This window comes from Pedobacter xixiisoli (assembly GCF_900215335.1).
Taxonomy (GTDB): domain Bacteria; phylum Bacteroidota; class Bacteroidia; order Sphingobacteriales; family Sphingobacteriaceae; genus Pedobacter; species Pedobacter xixiisoli.
The window spans coordinates 383,818-400,498 of record NZ_OCMT01000004.1 but is presented as its reverse complement, the minus strand read 5'-3'; the positions used below and the strand labels follow the sequence as shown (position 1 = coordinate 400,498).

The following is a 16,681-nucleotide window of genomic DNA, read 5'->3' as shown; positions in this document are numbered from 1 at the left end:
ACAAAAAACACCATTTTTCGATTAATTTTTTCTACATAATTCTAGTAGCATGTTTCATTTATGGCTGCGCCGCAATGAAAAATCCAGAAGGTGGACCAAGAGATACTACCCCACCGAAAATTTTAAAGATGACTCCTGAAAATTTGACTAGAAATTTCAAGGCACAAAAAATCATCATAGAATTTGACGAATATGTAAAATTGAATAACCAGTTTAAAGAATTTTCCATTTCTCCAGAATTGGAAACTATTCCCGAATTGAAGATCAAACAAAAAAGATTGGAAATCAGTTTACCAGATACTTTGGAAAAAAATACCACGTATACTTTAAATTTTGGTAAATCTATTGTAGACTTAAATGAAGGTAACGAACTTAAGAATTTCAGCTATGCTTTTTCTACAGGTCCTACCTTAGATTCTTTAAGTATCAGCGGAACTGTGACCAATGCATTAACTGGAGAAGCTGAACTAGAAAGTACTGTATTTATTCTTCCTTTATCTAGAGATAGTTTGTTTGGAAAAAAACGTGCTCCAATATTTACGCTAACAGATAGTAGTGGAAACTTCAAATTGAATAATCTTAAAAAGGATACTTACAGAATCTATGCTTTAAAAGAAAAAGGTGGCGATAGGATCTATCAACAAATTAGTGACGAAATTGGATTTGTTAAGGAACCATTTCTTTTAGAAAAAAACATCGATAGCGTAAGATTAAATGTATTTAAAGAAATAGCTTCAGATTTTAAAGTTACCGATAGAAAACTAAATGCTGACGGAAGTATTTCATTAAGTTTTAATAAAAAGCTAAATACGCCAGATTTAACAGTACTCTTCCCTCCTTCTGTAGATCAAGGAAAGATCTTTCAATTCAATAAAACCAAAGATTCTGCAAATTTATGGTTAGGAGATTTATCTTTTGATTCGGTTAAAATAGCAGTTAAAGATGATGGAAAAATATTGGATACAGTAAAGTTCAGCAGGTCGAAAAGAGACACTTATACCAGGGTAATTAATATAGTTGATAACTTAGAAGGAGGTACGCTAAATCCTTTTAAAGACTTGAGCATTACTTTCAATTTTCCTATAAAAAATATTGATGAGAGTAAGATTTTATTACTTGAAGATAGTATACCTAGAAAGTTTACTTTGGTAAAAGATAGTATTAATCAGTTAAAATATCATGTAAAATATAAGTGGCGAGCCAAGGAAGAATACATATTATTAATTAGAGAAAATGCCATAAATGCTATTTTTGATGCTAAAAATAAAGAGTTAAAAAAGACTTTTACCCTAGCTGATGCTAATGAATATGGATCATTGATACTAACTGTAGAAACTCCAGATACAGCTAAACGATATATCCTAGAAATTGTAAATAAGGATAATCATATTATCGCTAGCTATCCGATAGCCAATAAATCTTTAGTAAAATTAAGTAACTATAAGCAGGGAATTTACTTTGGAAGAATTGTTTACGATGAAAATAAAAATGGTATTTGGGACACTGGTAATCTAAAATTGGGAATCCAGCCGGAAAAGATTTGGAACTATACTAAAGAGCTGTCTATCAGAGCAAATTGGGATAGAAATGAAACTATCACCATTCCATTAGTGGCGCCTTTACCCATACCTAAGCCAAAAGAAAAGCCGGCAACTAGTAATACACCTAGGCCAGCTCCTTCAAATAATAACCAGCCAACAGGATTTGGAGGTTCGCCAATTAGAAATTAGTTACTTAAACCAATCAGCATACATGATATAATTATCAGGTAATTTGTTTAATAAAGCCCTTTGCTCATCAGTAATGGGCTTTATTTTTTTTGCCGGAGTGCCTGCGTAGATGTAACCACTCTCGCAGATCGTATTTTCTAGTACCACCGAGCCTGCAGCAATAATACAGTACTCATCTACAAGCACATTATCCATTACAATGGCTCCCATACCTATTAAAACATTATTTTTTACGGTACAACCATGCACAATAGCATTATGTCCAACATTAACTCTATTTCCAATAATAGTAGCTGCTTTTAAATAGGTAGCATGTATTACTGCACCATCTTGTATATTACTTTCGTTACCAATGGTGATACTATTCACATCTCCCCTCACCACGGCATTAAACCAAATTGAACAGTTTTTTCCTACTTTAACATCACCCACTATGGTAGCATTAGGTGCTAAAAAACAATCACTTCCAAATTGCGGATTCACTCCCTTTACTGGTAAAATTACTGGCATTGAATTAAGTATATAGTATTAGATATTAGACTGAAACTGTTAATTGAAAACTAAATTATTGTATCAACTAATTCTTTAGCATGTTGAGGGTAATCCGTGGTATAGTGCAATCCCCTACTTTCTTTTCTAGCTTTTGCAGATTTGATTACCATATACGCCACTTGAATTACATTACGCAATTCACATAGTTTTACAGATACCTTATTGTTTTTATAGAATTCTTCTGTTTCTTCAAACAATAGATAAAGTCTTCGTAAAGCTCTATCTAACCTAAAATCAGAGCGTACAATACCCACGTAATCACTCATTATTTTTTGGGTTTCCCTCAAATTGTGTGTAACTAGAATATCTTCATTAGATTGAATTACACCTTTATCATCCCATTCTGGAATATCATCAGGTATCATATTGTGTTGATAACGCTCAATAGCGGATAAGAAAATACGATGAGCAAATACAGTAGCTTCTAATAAAGAATTGGAAGCCAAACGATTAGCACCATGCAAACCTGTTGATGAAACTTCGCCACAAGCATATAAATTGTTAATAGATGATTTCCCGTACTCATCTACCAAAATACCACCACACATATAATGGCAAGCTGGCGTTACTGGAATATAATCCTTAGTCATATCTATACCAATGGATAAACACTTGGCATAAATGTTAGGAAAATGTGTCAAAATATCAGCTTTCTTACGCATGGTGATATCTAAATAAACGAAATCATCTCCCGATTTTTTCATTTCATTATCAATAGCACGAGCTACAATATCACGAGGAGCTAAAGAACCACGTTCATCGTATTCGTACATAAATTCTTCACCATTTCTTCTTCTCAAAACGCCACCAAATCCTCTAACTGCCTCAGAAATAAGGAATGAAGGATACTCTCCCGGATGATATAATGCCGTAGGGTGAAACTGAATGAACTCCATATTCCTCACTTTTCCTTTTGCACGATAAACCATTGCCATTCCATCACCTGTAGCAATAACTGGGTTGGTTGTATTTGCATAAATATGCCCCGCTCCACCACTTGCCAATACGGTTACATTAGCCAAAATCTTCTCCACATGGTTGATTTCTGTGTTAAATGCATAAATACCGTAGCAATTGATGTCTTTACTACTTTTATCCACATGTTTCCCTAGGTGATGTTGTGTAATTAGCTCCAAACAGAAATAGTGTGTTAATATCTCAATATTTTCATTTTGATGAATCTGTTTCAGTAAAACACTTTCAATTTCGTATCCCGTAATATCCTTATAATGAAGCACTCTGTGTTCAGAATGACCACCCTCCTTTGCTAAATCAAAAACTCCAGCCGGATTTTTATCGAAGTTAATTCCGTAATCTATAATCTCTTGAATACGCTCTGGGCCTTCTTTTACTACGATTTCTACAATGTCTTTATCACACAATCCGTCACCAGCAATCAAAGTATCATCTATATGTTTTTCAAAAGAATCAGACTTATCCACAACTACGGCTACACCACCTTGGGCATACTTAGTGTTAGACTCGTCTTCGTTTGATTTGGTAACTATCAGAACCTTACCATACTTAGCTGCTTTAAGTGCAAAACTAAGACCAGCAATACCCGATCCTATGACTAAAAAATCGACTTTTTTCATTAATTTAACTAATTATAACAACTATGTTGATAACGTTAATAACCCTGTGAATAGAATGTATAAATTATCGTAACAACTATTTTTGATTGTTTAAAGCTAAGTAAAAACCCAAGTTTGCCACAATCTTTTAAAGAATTTTTAAGCAACTTGGTCTAGGTTATCAACTTTTAACAACACTCTTAACAATACACATTTTGATATTGATAATTTAATCGATCAAAAACTATAACATTGAAAATCAACGTAAGTTTAGTTTAAAAAATCATAATAATTGTTGATAACTATAGGATAACTCATATTTAGCTACTTTTTAAATTTATTTTTTCCCCATTACCAACACACTAATAAAGAATAAGATTCTATTTAAATAATTAAATTATATTTTATTGAAGTGTGGAGAGCGGTTAAAGCTGTGTATCTTTACAAAAAAATTAAAAGGCGCTGAAGAGCGTTGAAAGCATTTGAGCTAAATAGCATGTCAATGGAAATTTTAGAAGAACTTAATAGAAAAGGTTACGTAGAAGAAAAAATAGATCCAACGTTGGATTTATTTGCGGAAATAGAGAAGCTAAAAAAGGAAAAAAATGCAATTATTTTAGCACATTATTATCAAGAACCTGATATACAAGATATTGCGGATTATATTGGCGATAGCTTAGGCTTATCTCAAGAAGCTGCAAAAACTGAAGCTGATGTAATTGTATTTGCTGGAGTGCATTTTATGGCCGAAACAGCGAAGATTTTATCACCAGAAAAAAAAGTTTTACTACCCGATTTAAAAGCTGGATGTTCGTTGGCGGATAGTTGTCCACCACATTTGTTTAAAAAATTTAAGGAAAAATATCCTGATCATTTGGTGATTACCTACGTGAATTGTACAGCTGAGTTAAAAGCTTTGAGCGATATCGTTTGTACATCAACAAATGCCGTACAAATTGTGGAAAGCTTACCAAAAGATCAGAAAATTATCTTCGGTCCTGATAAAAACCTAGGAGCTTGGGTTGCTAAAAAGACAGGTAGAGACTTAGTTTTATGGAATGGTGCTTGTATGGTACATGAGATTTTTTCGAGAGAGAAGATTACCAAGCTAAAAGAACGCCACCCGAATGCTAAGTTTATTGCGCATCCAGAATGTGAAGAAGCGGTGTTAAAAATGGCTGATTACATTGGTTCTACCACGGGATTGTTGAAATATAGCATCAATAGCGATGCTAAAGAGTTTATTGTAGCTACAGAAAGTGGAATTATTCACCAAATGCAGAAGGCTTGTCCAGATAAAACTTTTATTCCGGCCCCTCCTACCAATGCATGTGCTTGTAATGATTGTCCGTACATGAAGAGAAATACTTTAGAAAAATTGTATTTGTGTATAAAAAATGGTTTACCGGAAGTTACAGTACCTGCAAACATTATTGAAGAAGCTAGAAAACCAATAGAAAGGATGTTGGAAATTTCTGCTAAATTAGGTTTATAGTATGTTTAAACAGTTTTTTCTTAAAAACTTATTGTTAATAACTACAGTTTCGTTAGCTGCCTGCTCTTCTGTAAAGGAATATAATTTAGCCATTACGGAGAAAAAGCACAGCGTTCAAACTTTAAAACAAGACATAGATCTTACCCATCAAATCTTAAAAGATGGACACCCTGGTTTGTATTGGTATATTTCAAAAAAACAACTAGACTTTAAGTTCGATAGTTTAAAAAATGCTATCAATGAACCACTTACTACTAGACAATTTTACCAAAAACTTTCACCGGTGGTAGCAGCTATCAGATGTGGTCATACTGCGTTACGTTTTCCTTCAGTAATCCAAAAAGATAAAAAAGAAAGAGAAGCCACAAAAAATAAGATTTATCCACTCCATCAGTTTACTTATGCAGTTTCCGAAGATAAACTGATTGTTATTAACAATAAGAGTAAAAACAAAAACATAAAGACTGGAACAGAGATTTTAGAAATTGATGGTTTAGCGCCAAAAGAGATATTCAACATTGTTTCCACAGGGTTTAGTTACGATGGATATAACTCATTATCAAGAAATAAACGTATTGAAAGAAATTTTGCGCAGCTCTATAAAATTTATTTTTCAGAGCAAGATAGTGTAGCCATCAAATTTAAAACGGACAGTGCAGTTATCAACACCTTTGTTTCATTTTATGATAAAAAGAAGGATGCAGAAGCAAAAAAGAAGTTAGATACAGCTAAAACTGTTGCGAAAGTACCTGATAAAAAAATAAAGAAAACGTTAAAATACAGAGGCAATAAAGTTAACAACGAGTATCAGTTAGATTTTAAATTCTTAGATCAAGAGAAAGATATTGCCTACTTAAAAATTAAAAGTTTTAGCGTACCTACTGCTAATTTTAAACAGTTTTATAAACAGGCTTTTGATAGTATTTCACTTTCGAAAAGTAAGAACTTAGTTATTGACATCCGGAATAATCCTGGTGGAACTTTAAGTGCTAGTTTGGCGTTATTTTCGTACTTAACCGATAAAGATTTTGTGTATTTGGCAAAGCCGATTAATAATGGAGGTTTTAGTGCAGATAAATATCAAACTGGTTTAAAAAAATTGAGATATTACCTCACTGCATTTAATGATAATGGTAATATATATGAAGATGATGAAGGAAATTTCTTCTCATTTATGAAGGGATATAAACCGCAAAAACCTCATAAAAATAACTACAAAGGCAAAGTGTATGTGTTGATTAACGAATTTAGTTTCTCAGCATCTTCTTTGATTAGCGCTAATCTAAAAGGGATTAATCGTGCTACTTTTGTAGGTACGGAAACTGGCGGTGGTGCCAATCAATGTACTGCTGGTAGAATGCCAGTAGTTACATTAAAGAATAGTAAATTAGATTTAAGGTTTGGATTAAATAGAATGGCTCCCATTTATCAGCAAGATTTATATGGTAGAGGCGTTTTTCCAGATGTAGAGGTGCAATCTACCTTAAAAGATAGAATAAGTAACTACGAAAGAGAGTTACAATGGATTTTAACAGATATTAAAGGAAAAGGATAATGTTCGAGAATAAGGAACGTACTTCGTTAGAAGAATTAGGTGAATTTGGATTAATCAAACACTTAACAAATAACTTTCAAATACGACACGAAAGCTCTATCAAAGGAGTTGGAGATGATGCAGCAGTACTTGATTTTAAGGATAAACAAGCTTTAATTTCAACTGATTTATTGTTAGAAGGTGTACATTTCGATTTGTCTTATGTGCCTTTAATGCACCTTGGCTATAAAGCAGTACAAGTAAACCTGAGTGATATTTATGCTATGAATGGTATAGCTACTCAAATCACAGTTTCGTTAGGCGTTTCTAGCAAGTTTCCTTTAGAAGCTATCGAAGAAATTTATAAAGGTATTGAGCTAGCTTGTAATAAGTTTAATATTGATTTAATTGGTGGAGATACTTCATCAAGTAAACAAGGTTTGATCATCAGTATTACCAGTATTGGTTATGCTGCTAAAGAAGATATAACTTACAGAAATGGAGCCCAAGAAACTGATTTATTATGCGTTTCTGGCGATTTGGGTGGAGCCTACGTTGGCTTACAAATCTTAGAAAGAGAGAAACAAGTTTTCTTGGAAAATCCTCAAATTCAACCTGATTTAGAAGGAAAAGATTATATTATTGAGCGTCAATTAAAACCAGAGGGACGTAGAGACGTAGTAGATTTATTAGCACAGCTAAAAATAAAACCTACTTCAATGATTGACGTTTCTGACGGTTTAGCCTCCGAAATTTTACACTTAACTACTCAAAGCGCTACAGGTTGTACGATTTATGAAGATAAATTACCTATAGACCCGGTTACTTACGAAACAGCGAGAGAACTAGGTTTAGATCCTACCATTTGTGCTTTAAACGGAGGTGAAGATTACGAACTACTTTTTACTATTAAACAAGCTGATTACGAGAAAATTAAGAATGATGTAGATATCAGTATTATTGGTCATATTACTGATAAAAATTCAGGAGTAAAAATGATTTCAAAATCTGATGTAGTACACGAATTAAAGGCCCAAGGTTGGAACGCTTTTAAGCAGTAATTACTGTTTCATCAATTAATGGTTGCCTTTCGTATATATAATTTAATATCTTTATCCTCGTTCAATATATTGTCTACCTAAAACCAATACATATTGAAGAGAATTTTTGTATTTTCTTATCATGGTAAGGAATCATTCCAGACCGGATTTAATAGACTATTGAGTATATCAGAAAGTCTATCTAAATCTTATGAAGTGCACTTTGTGTACGGCGACAGAAATAAGGTTAAAGAACCTATAAAAATTAAAGGAAATTTGGTAGAAATACCACTCAATTATTCATCAAATTTCTTTCATCATTTTTATAAAGATTTATTAGATAGCGGAAGGCGAGGTCTAGCTAAATTACTTTTGATTACTTACTATTTTTTTACCGGGAAAGAAATATTCGATTTAGGTAGAGAATTTAAAAAGTATAAAAAAAATACCAATATCACACTTACCAAAGATGATATTGTCATCGCTTCTTTTCCTTCTATTACTGTTCATAATCTAGGTTATTCCCTCAAACAAGAGTTTGGCTGTAAGTTGATATTAGATTACAGAGATCCTGGTGTTTTTGGTTATCAGTTGATAGAAGAAAGTAAAATTTTATCTTTTTTGAGAAGATTTTTCTTGAAAAGAAGAGAACTCAGAAATTTAAAAAGCGCAGATTTAATCATCACTATTTCTGATTCTATTCGTAGGTTATTTCCAGAAAAATATACTGATTCTGTACAGGTAATTAGAAATGGCTACGATGCAAATAAGATAAATTTTAGTTTAATAAAGCATTATACCGATACTTTTAAGCTAGTTTATTTAGGTTCTGTTTACAATGATCAATTGGTAGATACTACTTTTTTTAAAGCAGTAAGAAAGTTTATCAATAAGTATGCAATTCAGCCACAGAATTTTCAGATTAGATTTGTAGGCACTGGAGAATCATTGAAATTAAAGGAAACTATCAAGCATTTTAATTTAGAACCTTATGTACATATTGGTAAGAAAATGCCAATAGAACAGGTTTATGCCGAGTTATACAGTGCAGCTATGTTTCTGCACCTCAAATATGGAGAAAGACAGGAAATCATCACCACCAAACAGTATGAATATTTAGCGTTTCAAAAACCTATTTTATTGCCTATTAACGATCATGGAGATTTGGAAGAAAGCATTAGAAAATACGATGCTGGCTTTATTTGTGAAAAGGAATCAGAAATAATAGAGGTTTTAAACAATAATTTGATCAGTCATTTTAGCGGAACACCGGTGATCATCAAAAGAACTGATAATGAGCTTTATGAATTGAGTAGACAGTCTCAAGAAGAAAAACTGATAGCGTTAATCAGAAAATTATAGTTCTCCATCTTCCAAAAACTTACTATCTATCTGTTTGTTCGCTTTTGTTTTGGCACCTAATTTTTTGATTTTTTCTACCTTACCAATTAAATTTCCACTGCCGTATTGTAGTTTTTTAAAAGCATCGTCGTGGGCTTTTTGAGTTTGCTCTAGGTGTTTGCCTATTTTTTGCATATCCTCTAAAAAACCAACAAATTTATCGTAGAGTGCACCGGCCTCTTCGGCAATTTCAAAAACATTTTTATTTTGCCTGTCTACTTTCCAAATACTTGCGATAGTGCGTAACGTTGCTAAAAGAGTAGTAGGACTAACCAAAACTACTTTTTTATTCCAGGCATAATTGAAAAGTTCAGTATCAGCTTGTACAGTTACGCTAAATGAAGCCTCAATAGGTATGAATAAAAGCACAAAGTCTGGTGAGTTAATGGCATATAAATGCTGATAGTTTTTTGCAGATAAACCATCGATATGACTTTTAATAGAAAGCAGATGTTGTTTAAGGTAGTGCGTTTTTTCTTCTTCTAGCTCTGCACTGATCATTCGTTCATAAGCTAACAACGAAATTTTAGCGTCTATAATCAAATTTTTATCGTCGGGTAGATTTATGACTACATCTGGTTGAAAACGTTCGCCCTCGCTGCTGTTTAAGCTTTTCTGGATACTGTATTCTCTGTCCTTAACTAATCCTGAAGTTTCTAACACTCTTTCCAAGATAATTTCTCCCCAGCTGCCTTGCTTTTTATTATCACCTTTTAATGCTTTGGTTAAATTATTGGCATCAGTTTGTATCTGTTTACTTTGGTCCATCAACTGAAAAATTACCCCTTTCAATTGGCTACGCTCAGCAGCTTCTGTTTGGTAAACTTTGTCTACTTTTTCTTCAAAAGATTTGATATTGGCTTTTAAAGGATTAAGAATCTGATCTAGGTTAGTTTGGTTTTGAGCAGTAAACTTTGCAGATTTTTCATCCAATATTTTATTGGCGATGTTAGAAAACTCTAAAGTAAATTTATGTTGTAGTTCTTCTAAATTTTGCTGTTGCTTTGCAGCTATCTCTCGTTGTGCTTTTAAATTTTCTTCGGCTCTGGTTGCACGGTTATTTTCATTGATGTAGTCGGCCCTTAAATGAGTGAGCTGCTGTTGCAATTTCTGGTTTTCATCCTTTAAAAAATCTATAGAAAATAGTTCTTGTGCTGTAGGTTTATTTGTGTTTCTGCTGATTAAAACTATTAGAAAAACGAGGATGATAAATAATAAGACAACGATAGCAATTTCCATATTCAATTTATTTACCACATAGATACATAGTTTATTAAAAACTCTATGTATCTATGTGGTTTATTTAAGATAATAAGAATACAAAATAACGAAATTAATGTACGAGCTAAGGTTTGATTACTATATTTAGCTTATGAATAAGCTTTTAGTTTTAATACAATGTAAGGACGAAGTAGGTTTGGTGGCAAATATCACTAGAATTTTAGCAAGCCATCAGCTTAATATCATCGCAATGCGTGAATTTGTGGATGAAGAGGAGCAACGTTTTTTTGCGAGGATATCTTGTAGCAATAGTATTGAAAATACAGAAGTGCTGAAGCTAGAATTACAGGAAAGATTGCCCCAAAATGCATTGATTGAAGTAGTGCCGAAAGCGGATAAAAGTATCGCAGTATTGGTGACTAAGGAATTTCATTGTTTATCGGATATCCTGATAAGAAACTATTTTAAAACACTAGGTGCTGAAGTTAAATGTGTTATTGGTAATTATGAAAATCTAAAGGAGCTATCAGAGAAATTGGATGTTCCGTTTCATTATATTTCTCATGAAAATATTTCAAAAGAAGATTTTGAAAGTGCAATTATTAAAAAATTAGACCAATACGAGCTGGATTATATTGTATTGGCCAAATTCATGCGTATCATTTCTCCTAATTTTGTAGCTAGATACAAACATCAAATTATCAATATACATCATTCGTTTTTGCCCGCATTTATTGGTGCCAGTCCGTACCAGCAGGCTTTTAAAAGAGGTGTAAAAATTATTGGGGCTACCGCACATTTTGTGACCAACGATTTAGATGAAGGACCCATCATTAATCAACAAACTATACACGTAAACCATACTTATGGAGCAAAGCAGATGGCTATTGCAGGTAGGGAAATTGAAAAATCCGTATTAAGCAAAGCTTTAGAATTGATATTTGATGATAGAGTTTTTGTGGTTGGAAATAAGACGGTAGTTTTTGAGTAGATTCGATTGGCTTTGAATTAAGCTGATATGAAATTAAATACTCTTCAACACCATTTCACCAGCTTCTTCGACAGTTTGACTACCAATTGCAATGCCCATTCCATTGCATCTTACCGCACAAAATACATTAGTACTTACTTCCTTAATTATTGGAGATAGTTCTGGACCAAAAGCCATAATGCCACTCCATTTTTGGTCTATTTCAAAAGCTGTATTAGGTAAAATCACTTCTTTTAACAAGCGAATCAACGTATTTTGTACCAAAGGTGTTTCGCCAAATTGGTGGGTTTCTTCAGTAAAAAAATCTAGGTTTCTACCACCGCCGAGCAAAACCCTATCGCCAACATTTCTGAAATAGTAATAGCCCTTATCGTAATGGAAGGTACCTTTCAATTTCAAATTTTCGATAGGTTTGGTAATCAATACTTGCCCACGGCCAGGTTTCAAATCTAACTGCGGCAAAAGTTGACTCGCAAAAGCATTGGTGCAGAACAGTAGTTTTTTACATTTAAACTCACCCTGTGAAGTAGACACCAACAAAGACGTATCGCTTTCTTCAAAACGATGAACTGTACAGCTATTTAAAATGGTTACACGTAAAGAAATAGCAAGCTCGGTAAGTGCCTTAATCATTTGGCCAGGATTTAACTGTGCTTCTAACTTATTCTCAATTAAGCAATCAATTCCTTCAAAGCCAAAAGTTTCTATCCTAGAATTTGCGATGCTAAAAGCAGTCTTCTCATTGGTAATATCCTGTATGATATCATTAAAATGCCCAATTTTTGATACACATTCTTCACTCAGAGCAGATTGCGTTGGTTTAAAAAGCTCAAAACCTCCATTAATTTGAAAATCTAGTCTGCTATCTCCCACCAACGAACGTAACTTTTGTAAACCTTTCCAACGTTTTCCAATAAGTTCTTGAAGTGCAATTGTACCACTTTTTTCCTGCTCAATTAATTCGGAAAGACTCCCGAAACAGGCAAAACCAGCATTTTTAGTACTTGCACCAGCAGGTAAGAAACCCCTTTCCAAGATAGTTACGCTAACATTAGGCTGTTGTTTTTTGATGGTAATAGCTGCATTCAATCCCACGATACCACTACCTATAATGATTACATCGGAATTATAGAAACTAGTTTTTTCCCAGTAAGATAGGTTAAGGGTTTCCATTAAAAATTGTAAAAAAAATATTTCATATAAATATGGGAACACTTTTTGATTTAGCGAAATGGATAACACAAACATTAATAAAATGGAAACATATTTGATTTTAATAGTTCCGATACTTCTGCTTAGTATGTTTGTACAGTGGCGTTTCAGAAACAAGTTCTCTAAATATGCCGAAATGCAGCTTAACTCAGGCTTTTCGGGCAAGGAGGTAGCAGAAAAGATGCTACATGATAATGGAATTTACAATGTAAAAGTACTCAGCTCAGAAGGTCAATTAACGGATCACTATAATCCGGGTGACATGACCGTAAACTTAAGTACAGACGTATATTATGGAAGAAGTGTAGCTGCAGCTGCTGTTGCCGCTCACGAATGTGGACATGCGATACAACATGCAAAAAGCTATGGCTGGCTGCAATTTCGCTCTAATATGGTACCTATTGTGAGCATTTCATCTAACCTATTACAATGGGTATTACTTATTGGTGTACTACTCATAGGTTTTACTGGCAATCCAATAGTTTTAGGTATTGGGGTAGTAGGGTTGGCGGTAATTACGCTTTTCAGTATTGTTACGCTGCCGGTAGAGTTTGATGCCAGTAATAGAGCGCTATTGTGGTTAAAAAATAACCGCGGGGTAATGCAAACAGCCGAAGAAAACGTACAAGCTAAAGATGCCTTATGGTGGGCCGCCATGACTTACGTAGTTGCTGCTTTAGGCGCATTGGCCAATTTATTATACTACGCATCAATGTTATTTGGTAGAAGTAGGGAGTAAAAGCAAAAAAAGGATAGCTTATAGACTGCGCCCAAAAAGTTAGATAAATTAAATAATTAAAATTGATAATGATGAGCCCGATATTTTATCGGGCTCATTCTGTTTAAATTGAGTTTTATTCCGTCGTTATTATAGTAATCGATATAGGTCTCTATTTACCAATCGCTCACCTTCTTGTTGAACTGTCCGGAAATTCCGGACAGTTGATTCGCGTTGCAATTCGTTAGTTCCATATATATTACCCAAGTGCTCACTGATGGTTTTATTTGTTATACCAAAAAGCTCCGCCATACTTTTGAGTAAGCCATACTGTTTCATTTTCTAAAAAAGACATCAACCTTAACTTGTCCATTAGTATTATTGTAGATAATGAATTTATTCTTTTCTTCCATTTTTTTTAATCTCATTACTTTTATGAGACAGATGTAAAGATAATTTAAATACTATAATGGTAATATATCGAAATTTGGATAATGGAAAGACTATATTACGGAGCATATTTTACCAAATCAATTCCAATTCCATTGGGGTCTTGAATAGCAAAATGCCTATCGCCCCAAGGTTCATTTCTTAAGTCTATTTTAATGTTTACACCTTTCTTTTTTAAATTTTGATATAAAGCATCAACGTCATCAACCTCGATGGTTAAATACATTCCGTGGCCATTAAAAGGCGCATGAAATAAGGACTGCTGCGAAGGATGGTTGGGTAGTAAAAAGCTGATTTCAGCAGTTTTATTTGGAGTATGAAGTAATAAATAAAACTCGTTCTCGAAAGTAACACCGAAGTTTAAAACCTCGGTGTAAAACTTCTTGGTTTCGGCTAGTTTTTCGGTAACAACACCTGCATTTAGTTTCATAGTTTTTTCGTTTTTAGTTTGACAGTACATGTTGCTTGTTAGGGCGAACATGATTACTATTAGATATTTTGTTAACGACATCATGAAAACAAAATTCGATAATCGGGCTTTGCAAAAATTGTAAAAATCGGACTTAATTAGATATTTTAAACATTAAGAAGCTAAGGAAAAATTAAAATATATTCTTAACTAATCTTAATTCCTTAATGGTTTTTTTATACATAATTATCTTCCAAAAGCCCTACTTGGTGTTACACCATAAAAGTGCTTAAAATCTTTAATGAAATGCGCTTGGTCGAAGAAACCAGCATCGAAGAATAGTTTATTTGCTCGTAAACTTTGCGTGGATGGTTTAGCTCTTAATATGTTTTGAAAACGGACCACCTTGCTGAAAGTCTTCATCGAATCGCCAATATAGAAATAAAAGAGTCTACGCAGTTGCCTATGGCTAACACCTGTATCAATAGTTTCTAAATCAATAATACCATAGTTTTTCATGATGATTGAAATCGCATTGTAAAGACGGGAATCATTCTGGAAATCTGCCTCAGAAAGCTGCTCCAAAAGAAATACATCCAATAATTTAATGACAGATTTGATATCCACAGTAGTGTGGAAATTTGATTGGATAAATGAAGCTACCTGAGGTAGTGTAGTATGCAGTTGTTCTGCTTTATTGCTGATACTAGATGCATCTACCTTAAATAATTGAGGGAACATAGTAGGAAGAAATCGAATGCCTACATAGTTAAATTCTTCATTTAGTTGGAATTCGGTATATTTCTTACAGAAGCCCATCACAAAATTTTCGCTAGGCTCGTTTAGTTCAAAGAAAATGTCAATACATCCATCAGCTACCACCCGATAATTGAAAGGCTCTGCTAGTCTTTCGTTTGTTTTTAACTGCCAATAACAATAAATGAAAGGTTGTAATTGTAGATCTGGCAAGAACTCTTGATAGCTAACCTTACCATAAGATTTGACAGTAGGCTGTACCGGGATGTATAATTTTCTAATGAAAGATGAATCCATTAAATTTCAAAATAATTAGGGCTTAACTCGCTTAAAAATCTGCTCTGTCTTAAAATTGCTTTTAGTAGGGATAGCATTTCCTTCGGCATCCCAAATTACCAACTGTTGCCTAAAATATAACTTACCTTTAATCACCTCCATCTCGATATTTACATCGTTTTTATGGTGTTGTGCTGGGATAAAAAGTAGGTTTTTTTTCACCTTTGCTTGAAAAGTTTCTGTGGGAGCCTCGCCAGTGCCAATATCTAAAAAGGTAGCATAGTTTTTTCCTTTCTCAAATTTGATGACAATGGTATTGGTATGTCCATATTGCTCGTACGCCCAGGTGCCCTTAAATGCTGATTTAATGTTGTCGGGGATGGTTTGCGCCTGAGCGATTGATACCAGCATTATTATTGAAGGAAAGAAGAGTGCTATTTTTAAATTTTTCATAGGTGTAGATTTATTCAATCAACGCAGCAATTTCTCGAAAGTTGTGTTCTTTCGCAATTTGGATTGGTGTTTTGCCATAGTGGATATCGTCTCCGCAATCAAAAGTTTCAGGTTTGTTCTTGTTGGCACCTCTTTTAATTAGATATTCTACCATTTTAGGGTTGTTTTGCTTTACGGCAATAATCAGCGCTGTTTCTCCATCGCAGCTGTGTTGGTTGATCTCTTCTTTGGTTAGTTTAAGCGCTTTGAGTACTTCATAATCAGATTTGGTTACTGCTTGTTCATACACCCAAATTTTTCCTCTTATATCGCCTTTTTCTTGATTAGCACCTTTAAGTAACAGTACCTTTGCACCTTCATAAAATTGATAGAATCCTGCTTTATTAAAGGCCTCGGTTTGTTTGATGTCACTCCCTTTTGCTATAAGATATTTCAGAGTTTCTAGTCTTTTATATTCACAAGCAATCAATACTGCAGGATTGTCTTTGCTATTGAAATTCGCTCCACCTTCTATCAATTGTTTGGCTAAATCAGCATCGTCAGACGACCAAATTAAAGCCTGTAACGGACTAATTTTGTTTTTTGGCAGATAATCAGCTGGAAAGGAAGTTCCCAACATCTGGCTAACCTTTTGGTTATCCTTATCAAAAATAGCATCGTAAAACTCATTCACAATCTCGTCTGTGGGTATTACTTTCTTTGTAGCAGCATCAGATTTTTTTGCTTCTTGGATCTCTTTCGGCTTTGATCTATCCTCACAAGATTGAAATGAAAAAGAAAGGCAGGTGAGAATTAAAACGAGCATGTATGGCTTTTTCACTAATGTACCTGTGGTTTTAAGTTTAAAAATTTCTTACTATGCGACAAGC

16 protein-coding genes are annotated in these 16,681 nt (G+C 33.7%); 7 read left to right on the top strand and 9 right to left on the bottom strand.

Annotation, left to right across the window (positions count from 1 at the left end; genetic code table 11):
- Positions 1 to 74 precede the first annotated feature (74 nt).
- Entirely contained in the window at positions 75 to 1,730 is a 1,656-nt protein-coding gene (locus CRO54_RS17905) for an Ig-like domain-containing domain (RefSeq protein WP_240775157.1), read from the top strand.
- On the opposite strand, the gene CRO54_RS17900 is transcribed toward CRO54_RS17905, so the two are convergent.
- Positions 1,731 to 2,240, bottom strand: a complete 510-nt coding sequence (locus CRO54_RS17900; RefSeq protein WP_097133447.1) for a gamma carbonic anhydrase family protein — start codon at positions 2,238 to 2,240, stop codon at positions 1,731 to 1,733.
- A 50-nt stretch (positions 2,241 to 2,290) separates the two neighbouring features.
- Positions 2,291 to 3,877 carry an L-aspartate oxidase gene (gene nadB / locus CRO54_RS17895; RefSeq protein ID WP_097133446.1) on the bottom strand — a complete coding sequence of 529 codons (1,587 nt, stop codon included), beginning with the start codon at positions 3,875 to 3,877 and terminating at the stop codon, positions 2,291 to 2,293.
- 481 nt (positions 3,878 to 4,358) lie between these two features.
- Here nadB and nadA point away from each other — a divergent pair, with 481 nt between their 5' ends.
- The 4 genes from nadA (at position 4,359) to CRO54_RS17875 (ending at position 9,287) form a co-directional block, all read left to right on the top strand.
- Positions 4,359 to 5,351, top strand: coding sequence for a quinolinate synthase NadA (nadA, locus tag CRO54_RS17890; protein WP_171047944.1), 993 nt, complete (start codon positions 4,359 to 4,361; stop codon positions 5,349 to 5,351).
- 1 nt (position 5,352) lies between these two features.
- Positions 5,353 to 6,906: a S41 family peptidase gene (locus CRO54_RS17885; protein ID WP_097133444.1), complete on the top strand. Its 1,554-nt coding sequence runs from the start codon at positions 5,353 to 5,355 to the stop codon at positions 6,904 to 6,906.
- Positions 6,906 to 7,946, top strand: a complete 1,041-nt coding sequence (thiL, locus tag CRO54_RS17880) for a thiamine-phosphate kinase (protein WP_097133443.1) — start codon at positions 6,906 to 6,908, stop codon at positions 7,944 to 7,946. Before CRO54_RS17885 ends, thiL begins: the two co-directional genes overlap by 1 nt.
- Positions 7,947 to 8,039: 93 nt before the next feature.
- Positions 8,040 to 9,287, top strand: coding sequence for a glycosyltransferase family protein (locus CRO54_RS17875; protein ID WP_138765860.1), 1,248 nt, complete (start codon positions 8,040 to 8,042; stop codon positions 9,285 to 9,287).
- On the opposite strand, the gene CRO54_RS17870 is transcribed toward CRO54_RS17875, so the two are convergent.
- On the bottom strand, positions 9,282 to 10,565 hold the full coding sequence (locus CRO54_RS17870; protein ID WP_097133441.1) for a DNA recombination protein RmuC: 1,284 nt from the start codon (positions 10,563 to 10,565) through the stop codon (positions 9,282 to 9,284). The two genes, CRO54_RS17875 and CRO54_RS17870, sit on opposite strands and share 6 nt — an antisense overlap.
- A gap of 133 nt (positions 10,566 to 10,698) precedes the next feature.
- Here CRO54_RS17870 and purU point away from each other — a divergent pair, with 133 nt between their 5' ends.
- On the top strand, positions 10,699 to 11,538 hold the full coding sequence (gene purU / locus CRO54_RS17865) for a formyltetrahydrofolate deformylase (protein ID WP_097133440.1): 840 nt from the start codon (positions 10,699 to 10,701) through the stop codon (positions 11,536 to 11,538).
- A gap of 33 nt (positions 11,539 to 11,571) precedes the next feature.
- Here purU and CRO54_RS17860 read toward each other — a convergent pair whose 3' ends face one another.
- A complete protein-coding gene (locus CRO54_RS17860) occupies positions 11,572 to 12,711 on the bottom strand; it encodes an NAD(P)/FAD-dependent oxidoreductase (protein WP_097133794.1) in 1,140 nt (379 codons plus the stop codon).
- Positions 12,712 to 12,793: 82 nt separating this feature from the next.
- Here CRO54_RS17860 and CRO54_RS17855 point away from each other — a divergent pair, with 82 nt between their 5' ends.
- Positions 12,794 to 13,489 (top strand): zinc metallopeptidase, encoded by a 696-nt coding sequence (locus CRO54_RS17855; RefSeq protein ID WP_097133793.1) that lies wholly within the window; start codon positions 12,794 to 12,796, stop codon positions 13,487 to 13,489.
- Positions 13,490 to 13,545: 56 nt separating this feature from the next.
- Here CRO54_RS17855 and CRO54_RS21765 read toward each other — a convergent pair whose 3' ends face one another.
- From CRO54_RS21765 to CRO54_RS17830, 5 genes are all read right to left on the bottom strand, one after another.
- Positions 13,546 to 13,644, bottom strand: a complete 99-nt coding sequence (locus CRO54_RS21765; protein ID WP_138765869.1) for an IS3 family transposase — start codon at positions 13,642 to 13,644, stop codon at positions 13,546 to 13,548.
- Positions 13,645 to 13,976: 332 nt separating this feature from the next.
- Entirely contained in the window at positions 13,977 to 14,348 is a 372-nt protein-coding gene (locus tag CRO54_RS17845; RefSeq protein ID WP_097133792.1) for a VOC family protein, read from the bottom strand.
- A 225-nt stretch (positions 14,349 to 14,573) separates the two neighbouring features.
- A complete protein-coding gene (locus CRO54_RS17840; protein ID WP_097133438.1) occupies positions 14,574 to 15,380 on the bottom strand; it encodes an AraC family transcriptional regulator in 807 nt (268 codons plus the stop codon).
- Positions 15,381 to 15,395: 15 nt separating this feature from the next.
- Positions 15,396 to 15,812, bottom strand: coding sequence for a hypothetical protein (locus tag CRO54_RS17835; RefSeq protein WP_138765861.1), 417 nt, complete (start codon positions 15,810 to 15,812; stop codon positions 15,396 to 15,398).
- A 10-nt stretch (positions 15,813 to 15,822) separates the two neighbouring features.
- A complete protein-coding gene (locus tag CRO54_RS17830) occupies positions 15,823 to 16,617 on the bottom strand; it encodes an ankyrin repeat domain-containing protein (RefSeq protein WP_097133436.1) in 795 nt (264 codons plus the stop codon).
- Positions 16,618 to 16,681: the final 64 nt, after the last annotated feature.

Excerpts from the sequence above, each read along its gene's own strand:
- CRO54_RS17870 (WP_097133441.1), bottom strand. The coding sequence starts at position 10,565 with ATGGAAATTGCTATCGTTGTCTTATTATTTATCATCCTCGTTTTTCTA.
- nadA (WP_171047944.1), top strand. The coding sequence starts at position 4,359 with ATGGAAATTTTAGAAGAACTTAATAGAAAAGGTTACGTAGAAGAAAAA.
- thiL (WP_097133443.1), top strand. The coding sequence starts at position 6,906 with ATGTTCGAGAATAAGGAACGTACTTCGTTAGAAGAATTAGGTGAATTT.
- CRO54_RS17840 (WP_097133438.1), bottom strand. The coding sequence starts at position 15,380 with ATGGATTCATCTTTCATTAGAAAATTATACATCCCGGTACAGCCTACT.
- CRO54_RS17845 (WP_097133792.1), bottom strand. The coding sequence starts at position 14,348 with ATGAAACTAAATGCAGGTGTTGTTACCGAAAAACTAGCCGAAACCAAG.
- nadB (WP_097133446.1), bottom strand. The coding sequence starts at position 3,877 with ATGAAAAAAGTCGATTTTTTAGTCATAGGATCGGGTATTGCTGGTCTT.
- CRO54_RS17855 (WP_097133793.1), top strand. The coding sequence starts at position 12,794 with ATGGAAACATATTTGATTTTAATAGTTCCGATACTTCTGCTTAGTATG.
- CRO54_RS17830 (WP_097133436.1), bottom strand. The coding sequence starts at position 16,617 with ATGCTCGTTTTAATTCTCACCTGCCTTTCTTTTTCATTTCAATCTTGT.
- purU (WP_097133440.1), top strand. The coding sequence starts at position 10,699 with ATGAATAAGCTTTTAGTTTTAATACAATGTAAGGACGAAGTAGGTTTG.
- CRO54_RS17900 (WP_097133447.1), bottom strand. The coding sequence starts at position 2,240 with ATGCCAGTAATTTTACCAGTAAAGGGAGTGAATCCGCAATTTGGAAGT.
- CRO54_RS17860 (WP_097133794.1), bottom strand. The coding sequence starts at position 12,711 with ATGGAAACCCTTAACCTATCTTACTGGGAAAAAACTAGTTTCTATAAT.
- CRO54_RS17885 (WP_097133444.1), top strand. The coding sequence starts at position 5,353 with ATGTTTAAACAGTTTTTTCTTAAAAACTTATTGTTAATAACTACAGTT.
- CRO54_RS17835 (WP_138765861.1), bottom strand. The coding sequence starts at position 15,812 with ATGAAAAATTTAAAAATAGCACTCTTCTTTCCTTCAATAATAATGCTG.
- CRO54_RS17905 (WP_240775157.1), top strand. The coding sequence starts at position 75 with ATGAAAAATCCAGAAGGTGGACCAAGAGATACTACCCCACCGAAAATT.